Origin of the sequence: Ensifer sp. 4252, from assembly GCF_050434565.1 — a bacterium.
In the GTDB taxonomy this organism is placed as follows: domain Bacteria; phylum Pseudomonadota; class Alphaproteobacteria; order Rhizobiales; family Rhizobiaceae; genus Ensifer.
This window is the reverse complement of the sequence record NZ_JBNDIU010000013.1, coordinates 45,472-70,748: the sequence shown is the minus strand read 5'-3', so window position 1 is coordinate 70,748 and position 25,277 is coordinate 45,472. Positions and strand designations below refer to the sequence as shown.

Genomic DNA, 25,277 nt, shown 5'->3' with positions numbered 1-25,277 from the left:
CTGTCGTCTCCGGAAGGGGTGTTGGGCGAACGGGCCGGCGGCAAGAGCAAATGCCGGCCCGCAACTGGTTATGGTCAGGAGCCGCTTTTCGGCAGGCCTGGAGGGTTGGTCTGCGATGCATCCACGGCCTCGTCGGTCAGGCTCCAGCGCTTCAAGACTTCGCCGTATTTGCCGTTCTTGATCAGGTCGTTGACGGCAAGGGTGATCGCGTCGGCAAGACCCCCGCCCTTGCGGGTCGTCACGGCAATCTCGGCGGTCAGCGGCCAGCCGCCGCTGGCAATGCCGACGACCTTGGTGTCGTTGCGGATCGAAGCGGCATAAGCGCGCGTCGCATTGGGATTGAATTCGACATCGGCACGGCCCGATTGAAGGGCAAGATCACCCGCCGCACGATCGTCATAATACTGCACCTCGATCGGCTTCAGCCCCGCGGCGACGTTCTGCCTGTCCCATTCCAGGATGATCTTTTCCTGGTTGGTGCCGGCACCGGTGATCACCCTCAGGCCCGCCACGTCCTTCGGTTCCTTGATCGAGGTGATCGGGCTGTCGGACTTGACGAAGAAGCCGAGCACGTCGCGGCGGTAGGTGGAGAAATCGAACTTCTCCTTGCGCTCCTCGGTCACGGTGACGTTGCTGATCACCGCGTCATATTTGCCCGAGGCGACGCCGAGCGGCCAATCGGCCCAGGCGACCGCCACGAGATCCAGTTCAAGGCCGAGGGAATCGGCGACCAGCGACGCGAGATCGGGATCGGCGCCGACGACGGTCTTTGAGTCCGAGGCGTAGGTCGCGATCGGCGGATCCCACGGGTTGACGGCAACAGTGAACTTGCCGGGGTTTACGAACTTGAAGTCCGGCGCGATCGCCTTGATGGCCGCTTCGTTGCGCTCGGCGCGCACGCGGTTGGACGTGTCGGGGCTGAGATCGAACTTCTCCTGCGCTTGAACCGACGCTGTGCCGAGCGTCGCGATGGCGACCGCTCCTGCCAAAAGCAGCTTTGCTCTGTCGAAGAATGCCATGTGTTTGGACTCCATTTCATCTTTGGGTTGCAGATCGTGGCAGTCAAATCCAGCGTGCCCGTGCACGCCTGGAATTTTCAGAGAACCTTGGCGAGGAATTCGCGGGTGCGGGGATGTTCCGCGGCGGTGAAGATGCGGGACGGCGGCCCGGCCTCAAGGATGCGACCCGCCTCCATGAAGACGACGGTGTCGGCAACCTCGCGGGCAAAGCCGACCTCATGGGTGACGATGACCAGCGTCGTGCCGGTACGGGCCAGTTCCTTGATCACGTCAAGCACTTCGCCGACCAGTTCCGGATCGAGCGCCGAGGTCGGCTCATCGAACAGCAGGACCTTCGGCCTAAGCGCCAGAGCCCGGGCGATCGCGACACGCTGTTGCTGGCCGCCCGAAAGCTGTCGGGGATAGGCGTTGATCTTGTCGCTGAGGCCGATCCGCGCCAACAGATCCTGCGCCAGCCGGACGGCATCGTCGCGCTTCAGACCGCGAACCTGTATCGGCGCCTCGACAAGATTTTCCAGAACCGTCAGGTGCGGGAAGAGATTGAAATTCTGAAACACCATGCCGATGTCGGCGCGCCGCTTCAAAATGTCCTTCTCCTTCAGTTCATAGAGCGTGTTGCCCTTCTGGCTGTAGCCGACGAGATTACCGTCGATCGAGATGAAGCCATCGTCGACCCGCTCCAGATGATTGATGGCGCGCAGCAACGTCGACTTGCCCGAGCCGGACGGTCCGAGGATCGCGGTGACGCTGCCGGCAGGCAGGCTCAGCTCGACATCATCCAGCACTTTCAGCGGGCCAAAACTCTTCGAGATGCCGTGGATGCGGACAGCACCGCCGGCGCGAAAAACCGTTGCGTCATGAAAGCCGGCCTTGCGGATAACCGCGCCAGTGCTCGCAACCTCGGCCAGCGGACGGCGAAACCGCGAGAAGAAGGCCTGGAACGGCAGCGGCACCGGATTGCGAACGGCGCCCTTGGAGAAATGGCGCTCGATATAATGCTGGGCGATCGACAGCCCGGTCATGATCACCAGGTACCAGACGGTGGCAACCATCAAGAGCGGAATGACCTCGAGATTGCGACGATAGATGACCTGAACGGTGTAGAAGAGTTCCGGCAGCGCCAGCACGTAGACCATCGATGTGCTCTTGGCGAGACCGATGATCTCATTGAAGCCCGTCGGCAGGATCGAGCGCATCGCCTGCGGCAGTACGATGCGGAAGGCCTGCCGATGACGGGGAAGGCCAAGTGCGGCGGCCGCCTCGTGCTGCCCATGATCGACGGAGAGAATGCCGCCGCGCACGATCTCGGCAAAGAAGGCCGACTGATTGAGCGTAAGCCCGAGAAAGGCGGCCGCAAACGGCGTCAGCAACTGGGTGGTGGGATAGTTGAAAATCGTCGTGTCGGTGAAGGGAATCCCCACCGAGATCGTCTCGTAGAGATAGCCGAGATTGTTGAGCACGAGCAGCAGCACGATCAGCGGAATGGAGCGCAGCAGCCAGATGTAGCCGAAGGACAGGCCACCGAGCAGCGGTGACTTCGAAACCCGGGCGAGCGCCAGCGCCGTTCCAAGCAGCGAACCGGAAACGGTCGCAAGCGCCGTCAGCAGCAATGTCCGCCCGAGACCGGCGAGCACCGGCTCCGCAAAGAACCATTCGGCAAAGACCGGCCAGCCCCAACGCGGATTGGTCAGCACCGAATAAAGCACGCCGGCAATGACGAGTGCTGCAAACAGGGTGCCGAGCGCACGGCCGGGATGTCGCGCCGGGACGATGCGATAATGCGCGTAGCCGGGATTGGGTTCGCTCGTTCGCCCGGCGCCGGCAACGCCGGCATAATCGGTCAGAATGGCCATGATGCATCCTCTCTGGAGTGGTTTGTGCGCCTGTCGGACGGGTGGCGTCAGGGGTGACTGACTGGCTGCGGATGCGATGGCTGCGGCTCTCCGAGAAGGGCGAGCGACGCAACGAGATGAGTGATGTCCTTCTCGAACGGCAGCGTCTTGTAGATTTCCGGATCGGCATCGACGTCGAACAGCGCCGTGTAGCCATTGCCGAGATAGAGGCCGACAGCCTCCGGCTGCCGGAAGCCGGTCGTCAGATAGATCCGCGAATAGCCTTGCCGTGCGGCCTGCGCTTCGAGTTCGAGCAGGACCTTGCGCGCCAGTCCCTGGCGGCGCAGGTCGGACCGCGTCCAGATGCGTTTGAACTCGGCCGCGCGGTCGTCGTAGTGCTTGAAGGCGCCGCCGCCGATCGTCTCGCCGTTGCGGATGAGCAGCACGAAATTGCCATGCGGCGGCGCGAAGGCTTCCGGCGGGTAGCGGTTGAGTTCCGCCGCAGCACCCTCGTCGCTGAAGTAGGTGCCGTAACGGCTGTCATATTCGATGATCAGCTCGTCGATCAGCGGCTTGGCACGCGGGTGGAGAGGGCTGGTGTAGAGAAACGTATCGCTCATGGGTTTCGCCAATCCCGTTGTCGTCATCATGCGAGGAAGGTTTCGACCAGCCGCACCCAGTAGCGGGCGGCAGGCGCGATGATTGCGTCGTTGAAATCGTAGTTGGCGCTGTGGAGCGGCGCGCTGTCGCCGTTGCCGACGAAGAGATAGCTGCCGGCCTTCCCCTCGAGCATGAAGGCGAAGTCCTCGCTCGCCGTGCGCGGTTTGAAGCCGCTGACGACCTGGCTGGGGCTGAAGGCTTCAAGCGCGACGCTGCGGGCAAGCTCCGTCTCGACGCGATGGTTGATCAGCGCCGGGAATCCGCGGCGGTAATCCACCTCCGCAACCGCGCCGAAGCTCTCGGCCTGTGCACGCGCCAGCGCTGGAACGCGCTCGCCCAAAAGCCGCCTGGTGGTCTCGTTGAAGGCGCGCATGGTCAGTTTCAGTGACACACTTTCGGGAATGACGTTGGACGCTGAACCGCCGTGGATCGAGCCGACGGTGACGACCGCCATCTCCTGCGGATCGACATTGCGCGAAACCACGCTTTGCAAGGCCGTTATCAGCGAGGCGGTGGCCAGCATCGGGTCGACGGTCAACTGCGGTTCCGCCCCATGGCCACCCTTGCCGACGATCCTGATGTTGCACTGGTCGACCGAAGCCATGGCTGGGCCGGCGACGAAGCCGAATTGCCCGGTCGGCACGCCCGGCCAGTTGTGCAGGCCGAAGACGGCATCGAGGGGAAAGCGCTCGAACAGGCCTTCGGACAGCATCTTGCGCGCGCCCGCGCCGATTTCCTCGGCCGGTTGGAAGATCAGCCGGACGGTGCCGTCGAAGCGACCGGCCTCCGCCAGATAGCGGGCGGCGGCCATCAGGATGGCCGTGTGGCCGTCGTGCCCGCAGGCATGCATGACGCCGCGATTGGTGCTGGCATGGGCAAGGCCCGTCGCCTCCTCGATCGGCAAGGCATCCATGTCGGCACGAATGCCAATCCGCCGCGATCCCTCGCCACGGCTCAAGGTGGCGACGACACCCGTCCCGGCAATTCCCGTCTCCACCTCGTAGCCCCAGGATTTGAGCCGTGAGGCGACGATCTCGCTGGTGCGGTGTTCGTGAAACGCAAGCTCCGGGTGACGATGGAGATCATGCCTTAGCGCAACGATCTCATCGAGATAGACGCCGATGCCTCGCTCGACTGCGTCCCGCGCCTGTGTGTCCTTGACGATCATGTTCATGGGCGGCTCCGTCGGCGCTTTAAGCGCCGACAGCCCTTCCCTGTTCGATGTCTTCCACCGGCGCCGCATAGCGGCTCTCGCGGTAGGGAAGCCCGAGATGATCGCGCAGCGTCTCGCCATTCAGATGCGGGTCGAAATAGCCGCGCTGTTCGAGGAGCGGCAGCACATGGGCGGCAAAATCCTGAAGACCTTCGGCAATGACCGGGAATCCGAGGATGAACCCGTCTGCCGCGTCGCCATCGACCCAACGGATGATCTCGTCGGCGATGTGCTCGGCGGTGCCAATGAAGGCGGTTCGCGGCGTTGCGACATCGAGCGCGATCTCGCGCAATGTCTGGCCGGTCTCACGGGCCGTCTTCTTGATTCGGTCCGTGGTCGCGCGAAAGCTGTTCCTGCCGATGTCGCCGAGATCAGGGAAAGGCTCATCCAGCGGATAGACGCTGAAATCATGATGATCGAAGAACCGGCCGAGATAAAGCAGCGCCTCCTCAACCGTGACCAACGCGCGGATCGCCTGGTATTTCGCTTCCGCCTCTTCCGCAGTCGCGCCGACAATCGGCGCGATGCCGGGAAAGAGACCGATATCGGCCGCCCTTCTCCCTTGAGCGATCGCGCTCTGCTTGATCTGTTTGTAGAAGCCTTGAGCATCCTCGATTGGACCACCATTGGTGAAGACCGCATCGGCATGTTTGCCGGCCAAACGAACGCCTGAATCGGAGGCTCCCGCCTGGAAAACCACCGGCTGCCCCTGGCGCGACCGGCTGATATTGAGCGGTCCTTCGATACGGAAGAAGCGGCCCTTGTGGTTCAGCCGGCGCATCTTGGCCTTGTCGACATAGACGCCAGCCTGGCGATCACGAACAAAGGCATCATCGTCCCAAGAGTCCCACAGGCCCTTCGCCGCATCCAGATATTCGTCGGCGATCTCGTAGCGCAGTTCGTGTTCCGGATGCTCGCGCCCATAGTTGCGGCCGGAGCCCTCAAGCGGCGACGTCACCGCATTCCAGCCGGCCCGCCCGCCGCTGATAAGGTCGAGCGAGGCGAACTGGCGGGCGATGGTGAAGGGATCGCTGTAGGAGGTTGAAACGGTGCCGACCAACCCGATCTTCGAGGTCGACGCGGCAAGTGCGGACAGGATGGTCAGCGGCTCGAAGCGATTGAAAAAATGCGGGATCGACTGTTCGTTGATATAGAGACCGTCGGCGACGAAGGCAAACGCGATACCGGCGGCTTCCGCCTTGCGCGCCGTATCGACGAAGAAGTTGAAGTTGACGCTGGCGTCGGCGGGACCGCTTGGGTGCTTCCAGGCATTCATGTGGCCGCCGGGGCCTTGCAGCATGATACCGAAGGTAACGTTCTTTCTGGTGATGGGCTTCCTGGTCATGGATGAGATCCTTCTGCGGATGTTCAGGCGACGAACGAGTGCCGCTCTCTGGCGATGAGTTCGATCGAGGCGAAGCGTTCGGCCGCAGGAAGCGCCGGCGTGTCGATCACGAATTCCTTGACGCCGTAGCGGCGATGAAGCGCATCTAGTTCCTGACGGACCTGGCGCGGCGTGCCGTGCAGCACGCTCGGGCTCTTTTCCTCGACCCGATAGTCGCTGACGCCGGCCTGGCGCGCGAACTCAGCGGCCTGTTCCTCGCTGCCGACATTGACGCTCTGGCCGTTGCCGAGGAAAACCTTGAAGATACGAAGCCCGGCGACCCGCTCGCGGGCGCGCTCTTCGCTTTCCGCTGCCAGTGCGGCAACCGCCAGGATCGGGCGTCCGCCGCCCGTCGCGCGCTCGTAAGCCCCAACAGTTCTCTCAAGGTTTTCTGGATCGCCGTTGAGGTGCGCGGCAAAGACCAACTGCCAGCCTTTCGCTGCAGCGAGTTCGGCGCTCTCGACGCTAGCGCCGAGCAGGAACCGCTCCGGCGGATGCGCTGGCAAAGGCGTTGCCAGCAACGCTCCCACTTCGGCCTTGCCAGGCGCCAGATAGTGATTGAGATCGTTCAATTGCTCGGCGAAGCCTGGCTTGCGCTCGGGATCGATCCCGATCTGCAGCGCCCGCGTCGAGAGAGGAAAGCCACCCGGCGCCTTGCCGACGCCGAGATCGACCCGCCCCGGTGCAAGCGCTGCCAGGAGGTTGAATGTTTCTGCGACCTTGTAGGCGCTGTAATGCTGCAGCATGACGCCGCCGGAGCCGATGCGGATCTTGGACGTGCGCGCCAGCAGATAGGCAATCAGCGTTTCGGGCGCCGAGCTCGCAAGGCCAGCCATGTTGTGATGCTCGGCCAGCCAGAAGCGGTGATAGCCCCACTCCTCCGCTTTGGCCGCCAGCCTGGCGGTCGCCTGCAGCGCGTCAGTGGCGGTATTCCCGGGATCGATGGGGCTCTTGTCGAGAAGGCTGAGCAGATAGGACATGCTACGTGTTCCAGATTGCCTCGGCGCCGCGGTTGGTCGCCTTTAATCTATAAAACACATAGATAATATGCATTATAAGAAATGCATTTCTATTTCGTGGCGGGTTGAGAGAAAAACCCGCCCGAAGTTTGGACCTGGAATCTCGTTGAAGAACGGGTGCGCTGCGTGGTCTGTGTTGGAAGACCGGCGCTCGGCGGGAAATGCGAGCGATGGCTGCAGTCAGCCTTGCGGGAACGAAGCTCAAGCATCTTAGCGCGACAGGATCGCTCAGTCTCTAGCCTCGGCTGAGGCAACCGGCGATCGCGCAATGTGGGGGCGTAGAAGAGAAACAGGAGAAGCGCCGGCGCGCAGCAAAGCTGCGCGCCGGTCGCAGATCAGTTCACCGAAGTGAGCGTCATCGACGTGCCTGTCGCGGCAACGTTGAGGCCGATCTGGCCCGTCACGCTGACCGTCTGCAGGTGGATGGCACCGGCCGTGCCACCGATGAGGATGTTGGCTCCAACGCCAGCACCGAGCGTCGCTTCGGCGGTCGCACCCTGGTAGATGCCGCTGAGCGAGCCCTTGTGATAGCCGGCGGTCGGAGCAAACACCGCCCAGATCAGTCGGCTGCGGGTAGTGAAGCCGACATCCACGCCAAGCTTGCGGATCGCGCCGGCATAGTGGTCGGAAGCCTCGGCGCCGACGGTCGAACGGAAGGCGCATTCGACTTCCTTGGCCGAACCCAGGACATAGCCGGCACCGCCAGCAATGTTGCAATCGAGGTAACCGATCTTCACGCCATCGCGCGCGTCCGGCTCCCGGTAGGTTTCCTTGAAGGTCGGCAGGTCGGCAGCATTGACTGCCCACGCACCGGCAAACGCCAGGGAGGCGGCGGCAAACGCCATCGCAAGACTCTTTTTCATATGTTCGCTCCTTTTCGGGTCGTTATTGATCAACAGCACTCGGTCTTCTGGAAAACGAATCGAGCAACAGAGACCTCACCGTTGAACGCCGATCGGACATTTCGAAGGCATCGCTCCGGAGCGCCAGCCCCGTATGCAAGTTTGCGGCGGACTGTTGCTGATGGAGAACACCGATCGCCTGTGGACCGCTGCCGAAAGGCAGCTCCGCCAACATGGACATGGGATGGCGCAAGCGTAGGACCAGTGTGGCGCGAAAGCCTCATGGCAAGGCAGACCTGCAGAAGGAACGGTGAACCGGGAGCCTCGCTTCAACCGCCGATGCGTCAGCTTGCCTTGCGGTCGAGCCCCGTCAGCCACCCAACCGTCATCAGAACGAGGATTGCCGCAAGGGCAAGCAGACCGACGGAATACATCACGAGGAATTCAAGGACACGCGGCACGAATAGCAGGACCTGCCTCGGCAGTGGTTTAGCACCGCGCCAAGCGGGCAGCTCATCCCGATTGAAAGCCTCCAGTCGACGAACAAGAAAACGCATGTCCACCTCTTCCGGCCGACGGCAAGCCAAAGTGGCCCGCCGGCAATTCCCGTTTGAACATCTTTGTCCAGCCGTTGCAGCGACTGGCGGTCGATATCGAACATCAGCCGCTCTCAATGCAACGGTGTCGCGCCCTCGGCATCGCGCAACTGAAAACCGCCGATCGCCAGCTTTCCGTCACCGAACGGCAGAGCGCGGCGCTGGCGAAGCTCGTCATCGATTACCGCCTGCATGCCGGATTTGAATTTCCTGACGCTGAATTGCGCGGTGTGTGCCCTGATAAAGTCGGGCCGGAACGCATCCTCCCGCGCCTCGAAGGCGTAGATCGCTTTGATCAGAGCATCGACACTCTGCTGTTCGAAAAGCATGCCCGTCAGATTGGGCACGACGGTCTCCAGCGCACCGCCGGCGCCGAAGGCGATGACCGGGCGGCCGCTCGCCATGGCCTCGACAGGCACGATGCCGAAGTCCTCCTCTCCGGGAAAGACAAGGGCGCGGCAGCGTGCGAGCTTTTCCTTCAGCACGGCAAAGGGCGCGCGCCCGAGGAAGGTGACGGTCGGGCCGGCCATACGCTTCAACCTGGCAATGTCCTGTTCCTTGGCATCGCCGATCACGACCAGGTTCTTGCCCATCTTCGTAAAGGCCTCGACGGCGAGATCGATCCGCTTGTAGGGAACGATCTGTCCCGCACAGAGATAGAAATCCTCGATCTGCGTCGAGGGTGCGAAGTCCTCGGTGCTCACAGGCGGATAGACGACCGTGGCCGGACGTCGGTAGTATTTGCTGATACGCGCCGCCACGTGATGGGAGTTGGCGACAAAGCGGTCAACCCGCATGCTGGTGTTGACGTCCCAGCTGCGCAGCATCGGCGCCAGCACCGGCATCATCATCCGCGACAATAGGCCCGCGCTCGAGCGATAGGCATGGTAGTGATCCCAGAGATAGCGCATGGGCGAATGACAGTAGCAGATGTGTGCTGCATGTGGCGGGGGGATGATTCCCTTCGCCGGCCCTGACTCACTCGAAATGATCAGGTCATAGCCGCTGAGATCGAGGCTCTCGAGCGCGAAAGGCATCAGTGGCAGCAGCGACTGATAGTGCCCGATGGCTCCCGGAATGCGCTGCAGGAATGACGAGGTGACCTTGTGTTTCTTGATCGTGTCGGACACGCGACCCTGATCATAAACCAGGGTGAAGATGTCGGCCTCGGGATAGAGATCGCAAAGCGATTCAATCACCTTCTCCCCGCCCCGCATCGATACCAGCCAATAATGAACGATTGCGACGCGCATAGCACTCCCCTCTGCAACGACCCTGCCGCAGCATGGGACACGCAAGGCACGCGTGCACAGAACCAAGATCGGTTCGGGGGTGCATCCGAAGGAACGATCGTCCTACCCGAAAGGTTTAGTGGCCGGTGGCAGCCGACCGGGGTTTAGCCACAGGCCGAGGCAATCCTATCCGATGGTGCCGCCGGTTTAGGGACATTCCGCTAAAGGGATTAGCCGCGATTAGACCGCAGGGAATTTACCTCGAACGTTTTGGGCCGACAATCAATCCGACGCGCCACACCAAGCCGAGCTGTCCGGTACCGTGGCGCGCTGGAACATCTGCGAGGCCCCATGCCCCATGCCGAAAACCGTATTCTACATCGCCTGTCGTCGCTTGGCCGTGTCTCGACACTGTACCTGGCGATCGGCCTGAGCACTCTTGCTCCCATCCATCAGGTCCATGCCGAGCCGGTGTTCCGTTTGCAGCCCCAGACAAGAATCAAGGTCGCGATCGTCGAATGGGTCGCAGCGACTGGGGAGTACAAGGAATGGACCGCGCTCAACGGAGAATATGTCGTTTCCCCCGCCGGTACGATCTCGGTTCCATTGGTCGGCGAAGTGAAGGCCAAGGATCGGACACCCGCAGAACTGGCGGCCACGATCGCCGATCTCCTGAAGGCGCGCACCGGCCTCAGCAAGGCGCCTGAGACATCCGTCGAAGTTGTCCGCTACCCCATGATCTACGTCACAGGTCTGGTCGACCGGCCGAGCGAGCTGGAATTCCGCCCGGGCATGACCGTGATGCAGGCGGTGGCCATGGCGGGCGGGCGCGAACGCCGCACGAACCCTGCCGGCGGCTACTCGGACATGGAGCAGATCCGCTACACCGGCGAATTGAACCGGATGGAACTCGAGATGATGCAACTCGCGGCCCGTCGATCCCGACTGAGGGCCGAGTTCACCGACAGCGCCAAAGTAGAGTTTCCCCAGGCGCTCAAGGCCGCTGATGGCGCCGCCATCCAGCAGATCGTGCGCGACGAGAGCACGCTCTTCGATGCCCGCGTCGAAGCTATGCGCCGCCAGCTCGATTCCCTTGCCGAGCTTGGCACCCTGCTGAAGAACGAGATCGACGTGCTCGATGAAAAGACGGCCGTCCAGCAGCGCCAGATCGAAATCGCGCAGGACGAGCTCAAAGGCATATCGAAGCTGGTGAATGACCAGACGGTGACGAAGTCGCGACAGACCTCACTGGAGCGGATCGTCGCCGAACTGCAAAGCGACAAGCTCGACCTTCAGGTCGCCGCCATGCGCGCCAAACAGAAACTCAGCGAAACCGAACGTGACGCAGTGACCTTGCAGGGGCAGCGCCGAACCGAAGCCGGCCGCGACCTGCAGACGACGGAAGCCGCGATCGAGGATCTGAAGCTCAAGCGCAGCACAACGCTGCAACTGCTGCAGATCAACGGTGCTTCGCTCTCCCGCTTCGCCGACAGAAAGGCAATGGACCTGGAGCCGCTGGAGTACTGGATCACGCATGGCGGCGGTATCGACCTGGCCGTCAGGGTCACGGAAGCGACATTGTTGGTTCCGGGCGACGTGCTCGACGTGCGCTCGGCGCTGACGGCAGCACTGGATAACAAGCTTCTGACATCGGTGGGCATCGAGCAGTATCAATAGCAGCGACAGATCGACTGAGGCGCAGGGTATTTCGTGGGGAACACCAATGGTCGTGCATGACATTTCAAAAATCGTGCTGGACGAGAACTTCGAGGCCAAGCGTTCGGCTGGCCAGGAGAGTATATCCTTCCGCGATGTTTCCGACTTTCTGCGGCGACACCTCATACGCATCGGGATCTGCGGTGTGATCGGGCTGGCGCTTGGCGCCTTCTACATACTCAACACGGCACCGACCTTTACCGCGACCGTCCGTCTGGTGATCGACCCCGAGCAGGGCCGCATCGCTTCGCAGGATGCCTCGACCGGAACGATCATCATCGAAGCAGCCGAGATCGCCAGCGAAGTCGAAATCGTCAAATCCGAGGCAATTGCCCGCGCCGTCATCGAACAGCTCGACTTGACCAATGATCCGGAAATTGTTGGCGGCGGCGTCTCGATCCGCGGCATGATCGGCTCGCTGTTCTCATCGGGAGCCAAAAATTCCGACGACGATAAGGCCGACGACGAGTATCTGATGCGGCGCACGATGGCTGCCTTTCTCTCGCGCGTAACCGTGCGGCGCGTCGGCCAATCCTACGTCCTAGAGATCGGCTACTCTTCCACGGACCCGCGGAAGGCGGCCAAGACCGCCAACGCCATTGCTGGAGCCTATATCCGCACGGGCATGAACGAGAGATCGGACGCTGCGAGAAGCGGCGCCAAGTGGCTGGAAAGCCGCCTGATCGAAGTTGGCGCGCAGGCGCGCGCAGCCGCCATGACCGTGGAAGAGTTCCGCGCCAAGAACGACATCACAACGGTCGGCACCGCATCGACGCTCGATCAGCAACAGCTTTCCGAACTCAGCAGCCAGATGCTGGCCGCGCGCGCCGCGACCGCGGCGGAATCGGCCAAGCTGATGACGCTGCAACAGCTCATGTCGAAAGACACGATGATCGCGAGCGTCAGCGACAGTCTCGACAACCCGCAGATCCAGAAGCTCAACGAAGAAATGCGCCTGGCATCCGCCAAGCTCGACAATCTCAAGATCCGATACGACAGCGGAAACCCCGCCATTGTCGCCGCCGAGGCGGATATTGCGCGGCTGGATGCCTCCCTTCGCAACGAATTCCTGCGTATCGAGCAGTTCTACAAGTCGAATGTCGAGATCGCCAAGACCCGGGAAAAGCTGCTGGAAAGCGAGCTGGCCAGTCTGACCGCCGCGGGTGCCGGCAAGAACGTCGCACGCGTCGAACTTTCTGAGATGGAAAGTCGCGCGACGACCTATCGCAACATGTACGAGGGTATTCTCCAGCAACTCATCGGCGCGCTGCAAAAACAGTCCTTTCCCCTCGGCAAGGCACGCATCGTGACGGCGGCAACGGCGCCGCTGGGCAAGACCTGGCCGAAACCTTCGACGATCATGCCGTTTTCCCTTATGTTCGGATTGGCGACCGGGTTGATGCTGTCGGTGCTGCGTGACGGTCTCGACCGACGCGTCAGTTCCAGCGAGCGCCTTCGCGCTGAGCTTGGCATTACATCGCTCGGCCATGTGCCCATGTTCAGAGGCAGCCCACGTCCCCACCAACCTCCGATCGCCTCCACCATGCTGCCGCTTCGATCGGTCCTGGACATGCCCTATTCGCGCTTCTCCGAGGCTTTGCGCGGCGTCAAGAACTCGGTCGATTCCGCCTTCCCTGCCAACGCGACGGCGGTGATCGGCGTGACCTCGGTCGGACCCGGCGAGGGCAAGACCACAATCGCTGCCAACCTCGCCCAGCTCTACATGAACGAAGGGACCTCGGTCCTGCTCGTCGACGCGGATTTCGTCGGCTCGCGGCTTAGCCGCGTCACCACCGAGGACGGCGCGGGCTTCGGCATGGAGAGCCTGCGGATCCTGGGCATTGCCGGCCAATACTCCAGGCGCAGATCGGAGGCGCCGCAGCACGTCGACGATTTCGACGGCAAGGCGGTTCGCTGCGTGCCGGTTCTGACGGTCGACCAGACACGTAAGGCCGCCGTCGCGCATCAGCGCTACGGGCACCTGCCGGCGCTGAAATCGGAGCTCGAGCTTTTGAGACAGCGCTACAAGGTGATCATCGTCGACATGTCGGGCTTCGAGGATTCGGCCGATACACGCGTGATCTGTACCTATCTCGACGGCATTGTCGTGGTTCTCGGACAATCCGACAAGATGACCGTCGAACGGTTGGGCGAGGCCTTGGCGACATTCGGCAAATCACGCGTCGCGTTGCTCGGCGTCATTTCAAACAGAAGCGACGGCCCTCGCCGTACCAACATCCGCTGGGACCGAAAACAATGGCGCAAGTTCAGAAAATGATGCCGGCAACGAGCGATCACCCCGAGGTTCGTCCGGTGACGGTTGCCATCGGCATACCGAGCTGCGGGCGAAGGGACATTCTCTCGGCCGTCCTGCCCCTGATCGCCCGGCAGACCCGGCAACCGGACGAAATTTTCGTGTGCCTTACATCTCCGGAGGATATGGATCCGAGTTGCACGGACATGCTCGTCTGCCCTGTCACCGTGATCCTGTCCGAACGTGGTCTGTGCCGCCAACGCAACCGAATACTGGCGGCGGTGAATGCCGACATCATTCTGTTCCTTGACGACGATTTCCTGATGGCGCCGTCCTATGTAGGCGAACTCTTGGAACTGTTCGTCGGCGAACCTGAGGTCGCCATGTGCACGGGCACTGTCATCGCCGATGGCATCATCGGCCCCGGTATCGCAATCGATGATGGGCTTGAGATGATAGAGGCTGGATTGCCTTGGCCGGATGCGCCGGAGACCTTCGCGCCGATTTACAGCGCTTACGGGTGCAACATGGCTGTGAGGACTGACGCGATCCGACGCGGCGGGTTACACTTTGACGAAAATCTACCGCTCTATGGCTGGCTCGAAGACGTCGACTTTAGCCGGCTGGTTGCCAGGCACGGCCGTGTCGTTCGGTCGAGCCGACTGCTGGGTGTTCACCTCGGAACGAAGAAAGCCCGCACGCCTGGCATCAAGTTCGGCTACTCGCAGATCGCCAACCCCATTTACCTCATGCGCAAGCACACGATGAGTATCCGCCACGCCACCGTTCAGATGGCGCGAAACCTGATCGCGAATTTGGTCAAGGTCTGGAATCCGGAACCCTGGGTCGATCGAAAAGGCCGTTTGCGCGGCAATGCGCGCGCATTTCTGGATCTGCTGACCGGCCGGCTCGCGCCGCGAAATGTCGAGAGGCTCGAGTAAGATCATGAGGGCTTTCTCACCCGACCGTGTCGTCGTCATCAACGATCGTTCCATCAGGGTCGGCGGCGCCACGAATCTCGCCATACTCTCGGCCGAGTTGCTCCAACAGCGCGGCATATCGGTGACGTTCTTTGCCGGGGACGGCACGCCCGTCGACAGGCCGGCCGCCGATACGATCAATCTGGACGCGGCTCCCTTGCTGGAGCGGCGACGAAGCGATGCATTGCGTTTCGGTCTTTACGATCCGCTCGCCTACGATGCGCTCAGCGGGCTGATTGCCAGCCGCGACACTCCGTCGACGATCTACCACGTCCATGGCTGGTCGAAGATCCTGTCGCCGGCGATATTTCGTGCACTCGCGCCGGTGCGCGACCGCGTGGTCCTGCACGCTCACGACTATTTCCTTGCCTGCCCCAATGGCGGCTTTGTCAATTTCCGCACCAATCGTGTCTGTGAACTGAAGCCGATGTCCGGCCGCTGCCTCACGACGCAGTGCGACAAACGCGGCCTGCACGAGAAGGCCTGGCGTTCGGCGCGGCATATGTTGCGCGAGCGCCTCTTCCCGACCAAGCGAAGGGCCGCAAACATCATCATCGTGCATGAGAGGATGCGAGCCTATTTCGAACGCGCCGGCGTGAGCGGCGCTCACGTCGAAACGGTCCGCAATCCTGTGCTTCCGTTCGTCGAGCCCGGACTCCAGCCCTGGACCAACCATAACTTCGTATTCGTCGGTCGGCTGGAACCCGAAAAGGGGTTCGAGGACGCCGCCAGGGCAGCGCGCCTTGCAAAGGTGCCGCTGCATTTCATCGGCGATGGTGCGGGTCGCGCACTCATCGAGAAGACCTATCCCGAGGCGACCGTACACGGTTGGAAAACCAAGGACGAGATGCGCGGTATTATCCGCAGCGCACGGGCCGTGGTCGTTTCGTCGCGTGTGCCGGAACCGTTTGGGCTGGCCGCCCTTGAAGCCATCACCAGCGGCATACCGGTCATCCTGACCGATGCGGCGTTGCTCGCCGACGAGATTGCCGCCCTCGGCTGCGGCATCAAATTCCGCATCGCCGAAGTCGAGGATCTCGCCACCGCGATGCGCTCCCTTGCCGCCGATGACGCACTGGTCCGGCAAATGAGCGAGAACTGTTTCAGGCAGGCAGCAGCGCTCGCCCATACGCCCGAAACCTGGGCGGACGCATTGCTCGATCTCTACGGTCACGTGCTGCATCGTGCCCAGCGGACCACAATCGATCTCCGGCGACATCAACTGGAAAAGACAGTGGCTGTCGGCGATCTGCACAGTGGGGATGTCTCGTGAAGCGATTTCGATCAGTGAGCGGAGTGCTCTTCCGGCAAAGGTTGCGACCGCTTGGCGAAGCCCCCAGCCGGTCTGCCGCCTCCCGATTAGGAGGTTTACGCAGCATCTCTGTCTTCCTGCCCGGCGTGTACCTCCATTGGACTAGGCCCTGCCCATCAGGGTCGATTGTAAATCAAGGCTGCCGCTGGCAGCCTGTTAAGGGCGAACGGTGTTTGGAGGGGTGAAAGATATGCTGTCCGTTTCTGATGGCGCTGCACGACAAAGGCATACCGCACGCGGAACCATCGCAGTACGGCACGCTAGCAGATCCAAGCGTTTCATCGACGTGACCGTCTCCATCCTGGCGCTCATCTTCCTTGCGCCGGCCCTGGCGCTGATTGCAATCGCGCTCATGATTGTCGACGGACGCCCCATCCTTTTCCGGCAGGCTCGTGTCGGTGCGCAAGGAGAGATGTTCGAGTGTCTCAAGTTCAGATCCATGCGCCTCGATGCCGCGGAACGGCTTGCGGAACTGCTAGCCTCCGACCCCGAGCGAAACAGGGAGTGGATGGAGAAGCGCAAGCTCGTCGGCGACCCGCGTGTCCATTGGCTCGGCAAGATCCTGCGGATGACCTGCCTCGACGAGCTGCCGCAGTTCTATAACGTGCTGCGTGGCGATATGAGCCTTGTCGGCCCCCGCCCGATTTCACCTGAGGAAACCGAGAAATACGGCCCGAACCTGCATTACTACACGGGACTGAAGCCCGGTATCACCGGCATGTGGCAGGTGAGAAGACGGCCGGACACTACCTACGACGAGCGGGTCCAATTCGACATCGAGTACTACCAGTCTCGATCAGTCTACCTCGACATGGTGATCATTGTAAAAACGGTAGGCGTCGTCCTCTTTGCAACAAACGAGACCTGAGGGGCGTTCACCAGATGAAAAAGAACACGGCCGCCCAAAAGACAAGGCACAACACGACCACGGACCAGCGAATGGCCAGCTTCGTGTTCCATGAAGGCCGATTGGTCATGGCGCCCTCTTTGTCCAACGAGATCCGTCTCAACATCAGTTGCGAGCTCCCCTCTCCCGCCTACGTCGCCGCTCTCTCCGTAGCCGCAATAGGCCACGGAATTCAGGCGAACTGCGGGCGCCACCGTTCACGCCATCGCGCACTCTGCCGCCCAAAACGGGCTATATCCGAATCATGGCGACAACGCACACCATACCTTAGGAGTTGCGAATTTTCAGCAAATCGGGGCAATTTGGCAAAAGTCGATACGCAACGCGCACCACAAGCGGTTGAGCTCGCCCCGTTATCACCCTTCCGTCAGCGCCATTTCCTCCCGGTCGTGGTGCAATGATGCCCCGCTGGATCGAGACGGCAACGCTCTCACTGCGACGGCTGTTGCCAGGTTTCCCCCGCGCCTTGCGCCTGCCCGACCTGATCGGCGACGGCTTTGCCGCCCTTTGCGCCAAAGTCATCTCACAGGCTGCCCAGCTGTCGATTTTCATCGTCGCGGCACATGTGTTGGCGGCGGCCGAGTTCGGTTTCTTTGCGTTCGCATCCTCCTTCGCCATCTTCGTCCTTGTCGTTGCCGAAGGCGGATGGGGCGAGTTCATCATGAAGGGCGGCGCCGATAAGACTGATATCGATCAGCTTGCGACCCTGTCGATGCTGTCGGGGCTAATCGCCACGATCCTGGGCCTGTGTACCGCTGCAACCATGTTCATGCTGGGTCACGGCTGGAGCGCACTGCTGGTCGCCCTTTTCAGCTCCTGGTATCTGCCGGCATCGCTGTCGACGGTTTACGACGGCATTCTCATTTCGCATGGTCGATTGCGCGGCCAATCCATCATCAGGATCTCTGCCGAGATCATCGGTCTGCTCGTCGCGATCGGCGGGCTTTCCTCGGGGTGGAACATCGTTGCGCTCATCTGCGGACGGTTGGCGCAACAGCTGACGATCCTGATCGCCTCGATGATCATGGTGCGATGGCTGCCGCGCCTGCGCATCAGCCGCTCATACGCCGTGCAGGTGTTGGAATTCTCACGCCATATCGTCGCCAACCGGCTTGTGGTTTTCTTTCGCTCCTATGCGGGCACGCTGGTGGTGGGCAGCTTCCTCGGCCTGGCCGAAGCGGGCTACTACCGCGCAGCGGAAAGGATCGTCGCCGCCTTCTCCGAGCTGATGGGCGAGCCCGCCCGGATGCTTGCCTGGATCCTCTTCGGCCGCGCGGCGGGCAAGGACAAGGGCAATGTCGACCGGGCCGCGATCGGGGCGACAGCCACGACCTTCATGACCGTACTGATGGCCATCTCGACACCGATCTATCTCGGTCTCGCACTGATCTCGGCAGAACTGATCGACGTCGTGCTGGGTGAGAAATGGGCGCCGGCGGCGATCCTCGTTGCGATCCTCGCCGCGAAACAAACGCTTCTGATTCCGGGCTATGTGACCGAGCCGCTGCTTTCGCTGAGTGGCAAGATTCACAGGATGCCGAGGGCCGTCATGTTGAATGGGGCGATCTCCGTCGGCCTGATCATTCTCCTGACCCCGTTCGGCGCGGTTGCGACGGCGCTTGGACAATGCGTCGCCGCGGTGTTCTCGTTCAACATTTCCATGCGGCTGCAATCGCGCGAGGGCGAACTCGCCTGGAACCGCGTCCTTCGCGACTGCGGCCTGGTGGCAATCGCGGTCTGCGCCATGGCGGCCGCCGTCTTTCTGTTCGGCCGGATAGCCGAAGCGTCATCGCTGAAACAGATGTCGACGATCGCGCTGCAGGTGGTTGCCGGTGCGGCGATCTATGTCGCAGCACTCGCGGTGCTGCAGCGATGGAGCAATGCCCTGCGGCCGATCTTCGCTTTCGGCCGTCACGGATGAGAAACGCACACAACGACGCAGGCGCGGCAATCAGGGGAGACGCATCGTGCTGACCAGCGATATCAAGAACACCGCTTACCCGCTGCTGCGAAGCGCCGTGCGCAGCCTCAACAGATCCCTGACCCCGCTCAAAGCGGCGAGCGGTCGGCTGCGATACCTCTCGCCTTTTCCGCAGCGCTTCACCGGCGCCTACTCATCGTTCGAAGACGCCATCGCCGCAGCCCGCTCCAGCGGGCTTGCCGGCTATGATCATGAGGAGATCGCGCAGATCGCCTTCGAGAAAATGTGCCAGGTCGCCCCCTGGGACTATCCGGTGCTTTTCTGGATGCGGCAGGTCAGGGACGAGATCGACGGTCTCGTCGATGCCGGCGGCCACATGGGCACCAAATACCGGGCATTCCGCGACCTTCTCTCGCTCGAAGGATCCTTCCGATGGGTGGTCTACGACCTGCCGGCAATCGTGCAGGTCGGTCGACGCAGGGCCGAACAGGACAAGCTCGACAATCTGCTTTTCGTCGATCGCATCGCCGATGCCGGCCCTGTGCCATTGTTTCTCGGCTCAGGCCTGCTGCAATATCTCGATATCGAGTTGTCCGATCTGCTAGGGCGGATGCCCGCCCTGCCCCGCCACCTCCTGCTTAACAAGGTGGCCTTGAGAAAGGGCAGCCCCGTGGTGACGCTGGAGCGCATCGGCAAGGCCATCGTGCCCTACCAGATGCGCAACGAAGAGGTCTTCCGCCGTGACATCGAGCGACTCGGCTACCGCCTCGTCGACCGCTGGTCCATTCCGTCGCTCGCGCATGTGATCGAAACACATCCCGAACTGGGGCCGAGCGAAAGCGCCGGTTTCTATTTCCGCCTGCAATGAGAGCCAAGCGCCGATAGGCGAAGGGATAGGGCATCACATTCCGGGGGCAGCGACTGTTTCCGCCGCAACCGCACGAGATGTTGCCGTCGCTGCCGGGCGCTTTTCCAGCCGCGTCTTCAGGTGATCGGCAAGACGCATCGCGAGGCCAAGCGTCATCAAGGTCGGATTGGCGTGACCGGGCGTCGGAAAGATCGAGCTGCCGGCGACAAAGAGCCCGTCTACCCCATGCACCATGGCATTCGGATCGACGACGCTGGTGGCCGGATCGCTCCCCATGCGCGTCGTGCACGACGGATGCGCCATGTCGGTAAACGCAGCCTTCCCCTCGTCATCCTCGGCTATCCAGTCGACCAGACGCGGCTGTGGAAGGCCATTGCGCACGAATTCGGAGACCAGTGCCCGCGCAAGCCGCTTGACGCTCTGCATCTCCGTGGAGCCGATTTTCCAGGCAACGCACGGCATCGGCACGCCGAACCGGTCCCGCTGATCAGACAGGGTGACGCGGCTTTCCGCGTCGAGCTTCTGCTCGACCATGACATCGAAGCGCAGCTCGTCGGATCGGTGCATCATTCCGCGCTTTTGCACCTTCCGGCGGAAGGTGCCCGCCGCCAGAAAGGCAGGCGATCGCGCGACGACGGCAAGATCGCTCGCAAGCCGTGTGCGGTCGCCCCGCATCAGTCGCTTCAGCGCCGCCCAGGGATCCCCAGCCGAATGGATCTGCACGGGATAGGCCGCACAGTTGACGAGTTCTTCGCGTCTTTGCACAGCCGGGCTGAGGCGCAGACCGTGGAGATAGAACCGGGTCGCCCCCTGATAGGAAAGGCCGTAGAAATTGAAGTGCCTGGCCACCGCGTCTATATCCCGCCGGTCGAAACGGAGAAGCGTCGAGCGTGGGTGATCGGCCAAGTAGCGCCCGACGACGCCTCCGCTATTGCCGACGCCGCCCGACATGACCGATGTCGATGCCAGCAGCAGGCGGGCGTTCTCGATGCCGCCCGCGCACAGAACGACGGTCTCGGGCCGCACGCTTGCGGAGATACCGTCAAGGCTGCGGAGATCAAGCGACGCGACGCGGCGGCCACTCTCGTCAAGATGGATCGCCGTGACCGTGGCGTGGGTCAGGATATCGATGTTCGGCGCTACCAGTTCGGCAGCCACGTTGGCAAATCGCATGGGCTCGCCGTGCCGATCACGCTCATGGCTGAACTGCCAGAAGAAGGGACGAAGAAGATCACGGTCGAAACCGAGTTCGTCCGGCGGCGAATGCAGGAGCGCAAAGAGCCCTTCGTCATAACGATTAGGCCCGAGATTGAGCAGGCGGGCCGCGCGATCGAGCACTGGCGTCAGGCTTTCGCGGGTCATCGGCCAACCGGAAACCGTCAGCCACGGCCGTCGCTCCAGGTCGATTTCGTCGAAGCTCGCGCATTTGCCGATCCAGGTATGCGTGCTGCCGCCGAGCACCCGATTGCGCAGCTCGAAGGGGGGTATGTCATTCAGCCAGGAAAGGCTGCCGTTATAGCCACGGCCGGGTTTCTCGACGCCATCTCGCACAACAGGCTCGCCGACATTGACGACGGCATTCAACGTCTGCTGAGCAACCTCGAAGTCGACGCCGCCGCTTTCGATGATGAGCACCCGGCAGCGGCTGCCCGCGAGTTCCCGGGCAATCGTCAGCCCGACAGGGCCGCCGCCGATGATCGCCACATCCGGACGAAACTCGGTGCCTGAGGGGACTGATCGGAGGTCACGGATCGGCATGAAAGGAACTCCCGCGTGCTACACACCGGTCGTAGCACCAGCGCCGTCGCGCCGAAATCTCCCAATATGCATAGGGGAGTAGGGCAACTACTGATTTCGGCTAGCTGGAGCCTGCACACTTTGTTCAGGCGCTGGCCGGAAGTCCATTTTGAAACGATGTCGCGACGCGACTAGGCTTGATCATTGGGGCCGGTACCCAGCAGGCGATTTGTCCTTATCCCTGGACGCCGATGGTCGGCGAGTGCGGAGAGCCGGCAAGGAGCGGAGATGACGGTATGGCGCGTGTAGGTATCAGAGAATGGCTGGCACTTGGCCCCGTGTTTGCCTCGGGCAAGCTGGCCCGTTTCAGCAGCGACGGCAACGGGCCATTGACGCGTTTCGAAGCGGATTTCGCGGCCAAGTTCGGCACAGGCCATGTGCTGACCGTCAGCAGCGGCACGGGCGCATTGATCGCGGCTCTGGCGGCCGCCGGCATCGGTCCGGGCGACGAGGTACTTGTGCCCGCCTATACCTGGATCGCCACGGCCGGCGCGGCCCTCGCCGTCGGCGCTGTCCCGATCCTCGTAGATATCGACGAGACCTTGACGATGGACCCGGGAGATATCCTGCGAAAGATTACGCCCTATACGCGCGCCATCGTTCCAGTGCACATGGCCAACATGGTGTGCGACATGGACAGCATCATGCAGATCGCCCGCCAGCACGGGCTCGTCGTCATCGAGGATGCCTGTCAGGCCGTCGGGTTGACCTACAAGGGGGTGCGGGTGGGCACGATCGGCGATGCCGGCGCCTTCAGCTTCAACCAGTTCAAGAACATCAATATTGGCGAAGGCGGGGCCGTGGTCACCGATGACGACCGGCTCTTCGCCAGGGCGCGCATGTATCACGATATCGGCGCGCTATTTCGCGGCCACCTCGACAATGCCAACGAGCCGCCCATGCTCGGCATCAATCTCAAGGCCAGCCAGATCCAGGGCGCTATGCTGAACGTGCAGTTGAAGAAGCTGGATCCGATGATCCGCCGGATGCGCCGCCACTACGATGCGATTGCCGAGATCCTGTCGGCCAGCAATGCGATGCGCATCGGTCCGCACAACGACCGCGACCATGCTGCCGGCCTGCACGTGATCTTCGATACCGCCGAGGAGGCGCGGGCCTTTGCCGCCGAAAACAAGCGTGGCGTCTATCGGCCCTACGATTCCAGCCGGCACGTCTACAGCAACTGGTTGCCGGTGCTGGAGCAGCGCACGGCAAATCCGAAGATGAACCCCTATGCCTGGACGTCCCGCAAGGTCGAATACGCGCCGGATATGTGCCCGCGGTCGCTCGACATCCTGAAGAGGACATGCCGCATCGGGCTCGGCGAGAACTACCCCCTACCCTTGATGACCTATTTCGCCCGTCGCATGCTGCGCCAGCGACCCGCTTCGAAGGGGAGCCTCGTCTATGCGACCTAGCCTGGATCGGATCGGTCCCAACTTCATCGACATCTGGCGCTGGAATCTTGATCCGGCCCTGTGCGAAATTGACCGCTTGTTCCCGATGCTGAGCGGTGAGGAGAAGGCGCGAGCCTCGCGTTTCGTTTATCCGGAACATCGCCAACGCTTCATAGCCGGCCGCGCAGGCTTGCGCCTCGTGCTCGGCCACTACCTCCACCTGCCGCCGCACCGCATCGGTCTCACCTACAACGTCTTCGGCAAGCCGCGCATCGCCGGCGCATCGGAGCTGCTACATTTCAATCTCAGCCACAGCGCCGACGTGGCGATACTGGCGGTTTCCGACCATTACCCCGTTGGCATCGACGTCGAAGCGATCAAGCCCCTCAAGGAGGATGTTGCCGGGCATTTCTTCTCGAAGCGCGAGTGCGATGCCTTGGCCGCATTTGACGGTGACGACTATCTCAACGCGTTCTATCGCTGCTGGACCCGCAAGGAAGCCTTCGTGAAGGCCCATGGCGCCGGGCTGTCGCTTCCGCTGGACTCGTTCGACGTAACGGTCGACGCGTCCTCCCGTCCAAAGCTCGAATCCCTTGACGGCGACAGAGATGCACCGTTGAACTGGAGCCTGTTCGACCTTGCAATCCCGCCGGGTTTCGTCGGCACCTTGGCAGCGCTCACCCTCGGCAATGCCGTCCATCTTCGCTATAGCGTTGACGAAGTCCTCACGCTCAAAGCGTCAGTCGCGCATCCAGCACATAGCGATCCCCGGCAGCGTCAAAATGGTGGCAGCCGAGCAATCCCGGTTTGAAGTCGGGCTTGATCGTCCTGATGCACCGCTCCCGGTAATTCTCCAGGTCCAGCTGCTCGATTTCCATGATGTTCAGCCCGTAGCCGTAGATTCCGTGCGCGTTGTGTTGCGATGGGCGGAAGACACGCCCCTCACGCGCGAAGATCCGACCGGCATTGCGCGCAAACGTACTGCCGAGCACCACCGGATTGCGTTTGTGCGGCGTGATGCGCGCGAGCCCCGGCCCATCGACTTCAAAGACATGAAGTTCGCTGCAATGATCCTCGTAGGCGTGGAACTCGGAGAGGTTCGTAAACAGCCACCACCGCCCGTCATGGCGCGTCAGCACGCTGTCAGCGGCAGACATACCGTTGAGCGCCGTAGCATGCATCTCCCACTTCAGCGGAAACTCGACGCAGCGCCAGATCTCGATGCGCCTGGACTGATGCGTCTCGGGCATCATGAAGATGTCGTCGCCATCGCGGAAGACGAATGGGTAGGACAGATGGTAGTCGCAGTTCAGCGCGACACCCACCGGCTCAAGCCGATCGCCGTCAAAGCGGCCGACCGCGATATGCGCCTTGCGGTCGCCATCGGCATAGGCCTCGTAGAACAGGTAGCACTCGCCTTCATGCTGGAGCAGAAACGGATCCGCCTTGATGTCTGTCGACGTCGGCGGGATTTCGACGGAAATGCCCGGCTCGAAATCGTCGATGCGGCCGCTGCCGGTAAAGAGCGTCCAGACGGTCGAACCCGTGCCGGCCATGTGCTGCACGGCCTTCTTCACGCGCGCGACGAGGTGGCCGCTGAGGATTCCGAGGTACCGGCCCAACTCGTCGATCGATGGCGGCGCGGCTTGCCGGCGCGCCGGCAGCGGCGTTGTGATAAGCTCCCCGGTGTCGGCCAGTCGCGAGAGTTCGCGCAGCAGCAGAGTGGCGGCGCGCTCCTTGACGAAGTTGATGTTCCTGACCGCGCTGAACTTGATGTTGAACGAGGACGAGGCGATGGCAACCGACGAAGCGGAAGCGCCGAGCCGAACGTAGAGCGAAAGGTCCACCGCCGGTGCGCCGCTGGCCACTTCAAGATAGCTGAACCATTCGCCCGCTCCCGACTTCTGGTCGGAGAAGGAGAGCGCCCATTCGCCATAGGGCAGTTCGCGCACGGCGTCGTCGGGCAGGCCGCTGGGCGTCATGCGGACCACCAGATCGAGACCAAGCTCTGCCACCTGCGCCTGGACGGCACCAGGCTGCGCCGATGCCAATGGCACGATGCGCTGTTTGTGCGCATCGAAGTTGCAGGGATTATATGCCGCCTGGCGGCCGAACGCTGCCTGCTCAAGCCGATGAGCGAGCTTGAAGAAGATGGAGCTCCTGCCGACCCCATAGGGTGCCGGATGAACGAGCAAGGCGGTCAGGGCGTATCGCGGATCGGCCACGATCCGATCGAAGACCATCAGTTGCCAATTCTCGAAGTGCTCGTTCTGTTCGACCAGGACGCCGATGCGCAATGGTAGGCTTGTGACACGCATGGATGTTGCC

Annotated in this window: 20 protein-coding genes; 9 read left to right on the top strand and 11 right to left on the bottom strand. The window is 62.2% G+C overall.

Going from position 1 to position 25,277, the window contains the following annotated elements; all coding sequences use genetic code 11:
• Window positions 1-74: 74 nt before the first annotated feature.
• From ABIE33_RS22155 to ABIE33_RS22115, 9 genes are all read right to left on the bottom strand, one after another.
• The gene (locus ABIE33_RS22155) at window positions 75-1,019 is read right to left on the bottom strand and encodes an ABC transporter substrate-binding protein (RefSeq protein ID WP_429129509.1); all 945 of its coding nucleotides are present in this window, start codon (window positions 1,017-1,019) and stop codon (window positions 75-77) included.
• A 77-nt stretch (window positions 1,020-1,096) separates the two neighbouring features.
• Window positions 1,097-2,872 carry an amino acid ABC transporter permease/ATP-binding protein gene (locus tag ABIE33_RS22150; protein ID WP_429129506.1) on the bottom strand — a complete coding sequence of 592 codons (1,776 nt, stop codon included), beginning with the start codon at window positions 2,870-2,872 and terminating at the stop codon, window positions 1,097-1,099.
• A gap of 47 nt (window positions 2,873-2,919) precedes the next feature.
• Complete coding sequence (locus tag ABIE33_RS22145; protein ID WP_429129503.1) at window positions 2,920-3,471, bottom strand: GNAT family N-acetyltransferase; 552 nt, start codon at window positions 3,469-3,471, stop codon at window positions 2,920-2,922.
• Window positions 3,472-3,497: 26 nt separating this feature from the next.
• Entirely contained in the window at window positions 3,498-4,685 is a 1,188-nt protein-coding gene (locus ABIE33_RS22140) for a M20 aminoacylase family protein (protein ID WP_429129501.1), read from the bottom strand.
• A gap of 19 nt (window positions 4,686-4,704) precedes the next feature.
• Window positions 4,705-6,054 carry an LLM class flavin-dependent oxidoreductase gene (locus ABIE33_RS22135; protein WP_429129775.1) on the bottom strand — a complete coding sequence of 450 codons (1,350 nt, stop codon included), beginning with the start codon at window positions 6,052-6,054 and terminating at the stop codon, window positions 4,705-4,707.
• A gap of 38 nt (window positions 6,055-6,092) precedes the next feature.
• Window positions 6,093-7,088 (bottom strand): LLM class flavin-dependent oxidoreductase, encoded by a 996-nt coding sequence (locus ABIE33_RS22130; RefSeq protein WP_429129498.1) that lies wholly within the window; start codon window positions 7,086-7,088, stop codon window positions 6,093-6,095.
• A 374-nt stretch (window positions 7,089-7,462) separates the two neighbouring features.
• Complete coding sequence (locus ABIE33_RS22125; protein ID WP_429129495.1) at window positions 7,463-7,990, bottom strand: DUF992 domain-containing protein; 528 nt, start codon at window positions 7,988-7,990, stop codon at window positions 7,463-7,465.
• 323 nt (window positions 7,991-8,313) lie between these two features.
• Complete coding sequence (locus ABIE33_RS22120) at window positions 8,314-8,526, bottom strand: hypothetical protein (protein ID WP_429129492.1); 213 nt, start codon at window positions 8,524-8,526, stop codon at window positions 8,314-8,316.
• A 113-nt stretch (window positions 8,527-8,639) separates the two neighbouring features.
• On the bottom strand, window positions 8,640-9,818 hold the full coding sequence (locus ABIE33_RS22115; protein WP_429129490.1) for a glycosyltransferase: 1,179 nt from the start codon (window positions 9,816-9,818) through the stop codon (window positions 8,640-8,642).
• A gap of 330 nt (window positions 9,819-10,148) precedes the next feature.
• Here ABIE33_RS22115 and ABIE33_RS22110 point away from each other — a divergent pair, with 330 nt between their 5' ends.
• The 7 genes from ABIE33_RS22110 to ABIE33_RS22080 all read left to right on the top strand — a co-directional run bounded on the left by ABIE33_RS22110 (window position 10,149) and on the right by ABIE33_RS22080 (window position 19,755).
• Complete coding sequence (locus ABIE33_RS22110) at window positions 10,149-11,474, top strand: polysaccharide biosynthesis/export family protein (protein WP_429129488.1); 1,326 nt, start codon at window positions 10,149-10,151, stop codon at window positions 11,472-11,474.
• 46 nt (window positions 11,475-11,520) lie between these two features.
• Entirely contained in the window at window positions 11,521-13,791 is a 2,271-nt protein-coding gene (locus tag ABIE33_RS22105) for a GumC family protein (protein WP_429129485.1), read from the top strand.
• On the top strand, window positions 13,770-14,708 hold the full coding sequence (locus ABIE33_RS22100; protein ID WP_429129482.1) for a glycosyltransferase family 2 protein: 939 nt from the start codon (window positions 13,770-13,772) through the stop codon (window positions 14,706-14,708). Before ABIE33_RS22105 ends, ABIE33_RS22100 begins: the two co-directional genes overlap by 22 nt.
• A 4-nt stretch (window positions 14,709-14,712) precedes the next feature.
• Entirely contained in the window at window positions 14,713-16,020 is a 1,308-nt protein-coding gene (locus ABIE33_RS22095; protein ID WP_429129479.1) for a glycosyltransferase family 4 protein, read from the top strand.
• 229 nt (window positions 16,021-16,249) lie between these two features.
• Window positions 16,250-16,927, top strand: coding sequence for a sugar transferase (locus ABIE33_RS22090; protein WP_429129477.1), 678 nt, complete (start codon window positions 16,250-16,252; stop codon window positions 16,925-16,927).
• A gap of 439 nt (window positions 16,928-17,366) precedes the next feature.
• A complete protein-coding gene (locus ABIE33_RS22085) occupies window positions 17,367-18,887 on the top strand; it encodes an oligosaccharide flippase family protein (RefSeq protein WP_429129474.1) in 1,521 nt (506 codons plus the stop codon).
• Window positions 18,888-18,933: 46 nt separating this feature from the next.
• Window positions 18,934-19,755, top strand: a complete 822-nt coding sequence (locus tag ABIE33_RS22080; RefSeq protein ID WP_429129472.1) for a methyltransferase, TIGR04325 family — start codon at window positions 18,934-18,936, stop codon at window positions 19,753-19,755.
• Between the two features lie 33 nt (window positions 19,756-19,788).
• On the opposite strand, the gene ABIE33_RS22075 is transcribed toward ABIE33_RS22080, so the two are convergent.
• Complete coding sequence (locus ABIE33_RS22075) at window positions 19,789-21,513, bottom strand: FAD-dependent oxidoreductase (RefSeq protein ID WP_429129469.1); 1,725 nt, start codon at window positions 21,511-21,513, stop codon at window positions 19,789-19,791.
• Window positions 21,514-21,788: 275 nt separating this feature from the next.
• Here ABIE33_RS22075 and ABIE33_RS22070 point away from each other — a divergent pair, with 275 nt between their 5' ends.
• Window positions 21,789-22,970, top strand: a complete 1,182-nt coding sequence (locus ABIE33_RS22070) for a DegT/DnrJ/EryC1/StrS family aminotransferase (protein ID WP_429129467.1) — start codon at window positions 21,789-21,791, stop codon at window positions 22,968-22,970.
• Window positions 22,960-23,760 carry a 4'-phosphopantetheinyl transferase family protein gene (locus tag ABIE33_RS22065; protein WP_429129464.1) on the top strand — a complete coding sequence of 267 codons (801 nt, stop codon included), beginning with the start codon at window positions 22,960-22,962 and terminating at the stop codon, window positions 23,758-23,760. The genes ABIE33_RS22070 and ABIE33_RS22065 overlap by 11 nt, the downstream gene beginning before the upstream one ends.
• On the opposite strand, the gene ABIE33_RS22060 is transcribed toward ABIE33_RS22065, so the two are convergent.
• A complete protein-coding gene (locus ABIE33_RS22060; RefSeq protein WP_429129463.1) occupies window positions 23,681-25,267 on the bottom strand; it encodes a glucosamine inositolphosphorylceramide transferase family protein in 1,587 nt (528 codons plus the stop codon). The two genes, ABIE33_RS22065 and ABIE33_RS22060, sit on opposite strands and share 80 nt — an antisense overlap.
• Between the last annotated feature and the right edge of the window lie 10 nt (window positions 25,268-25,277).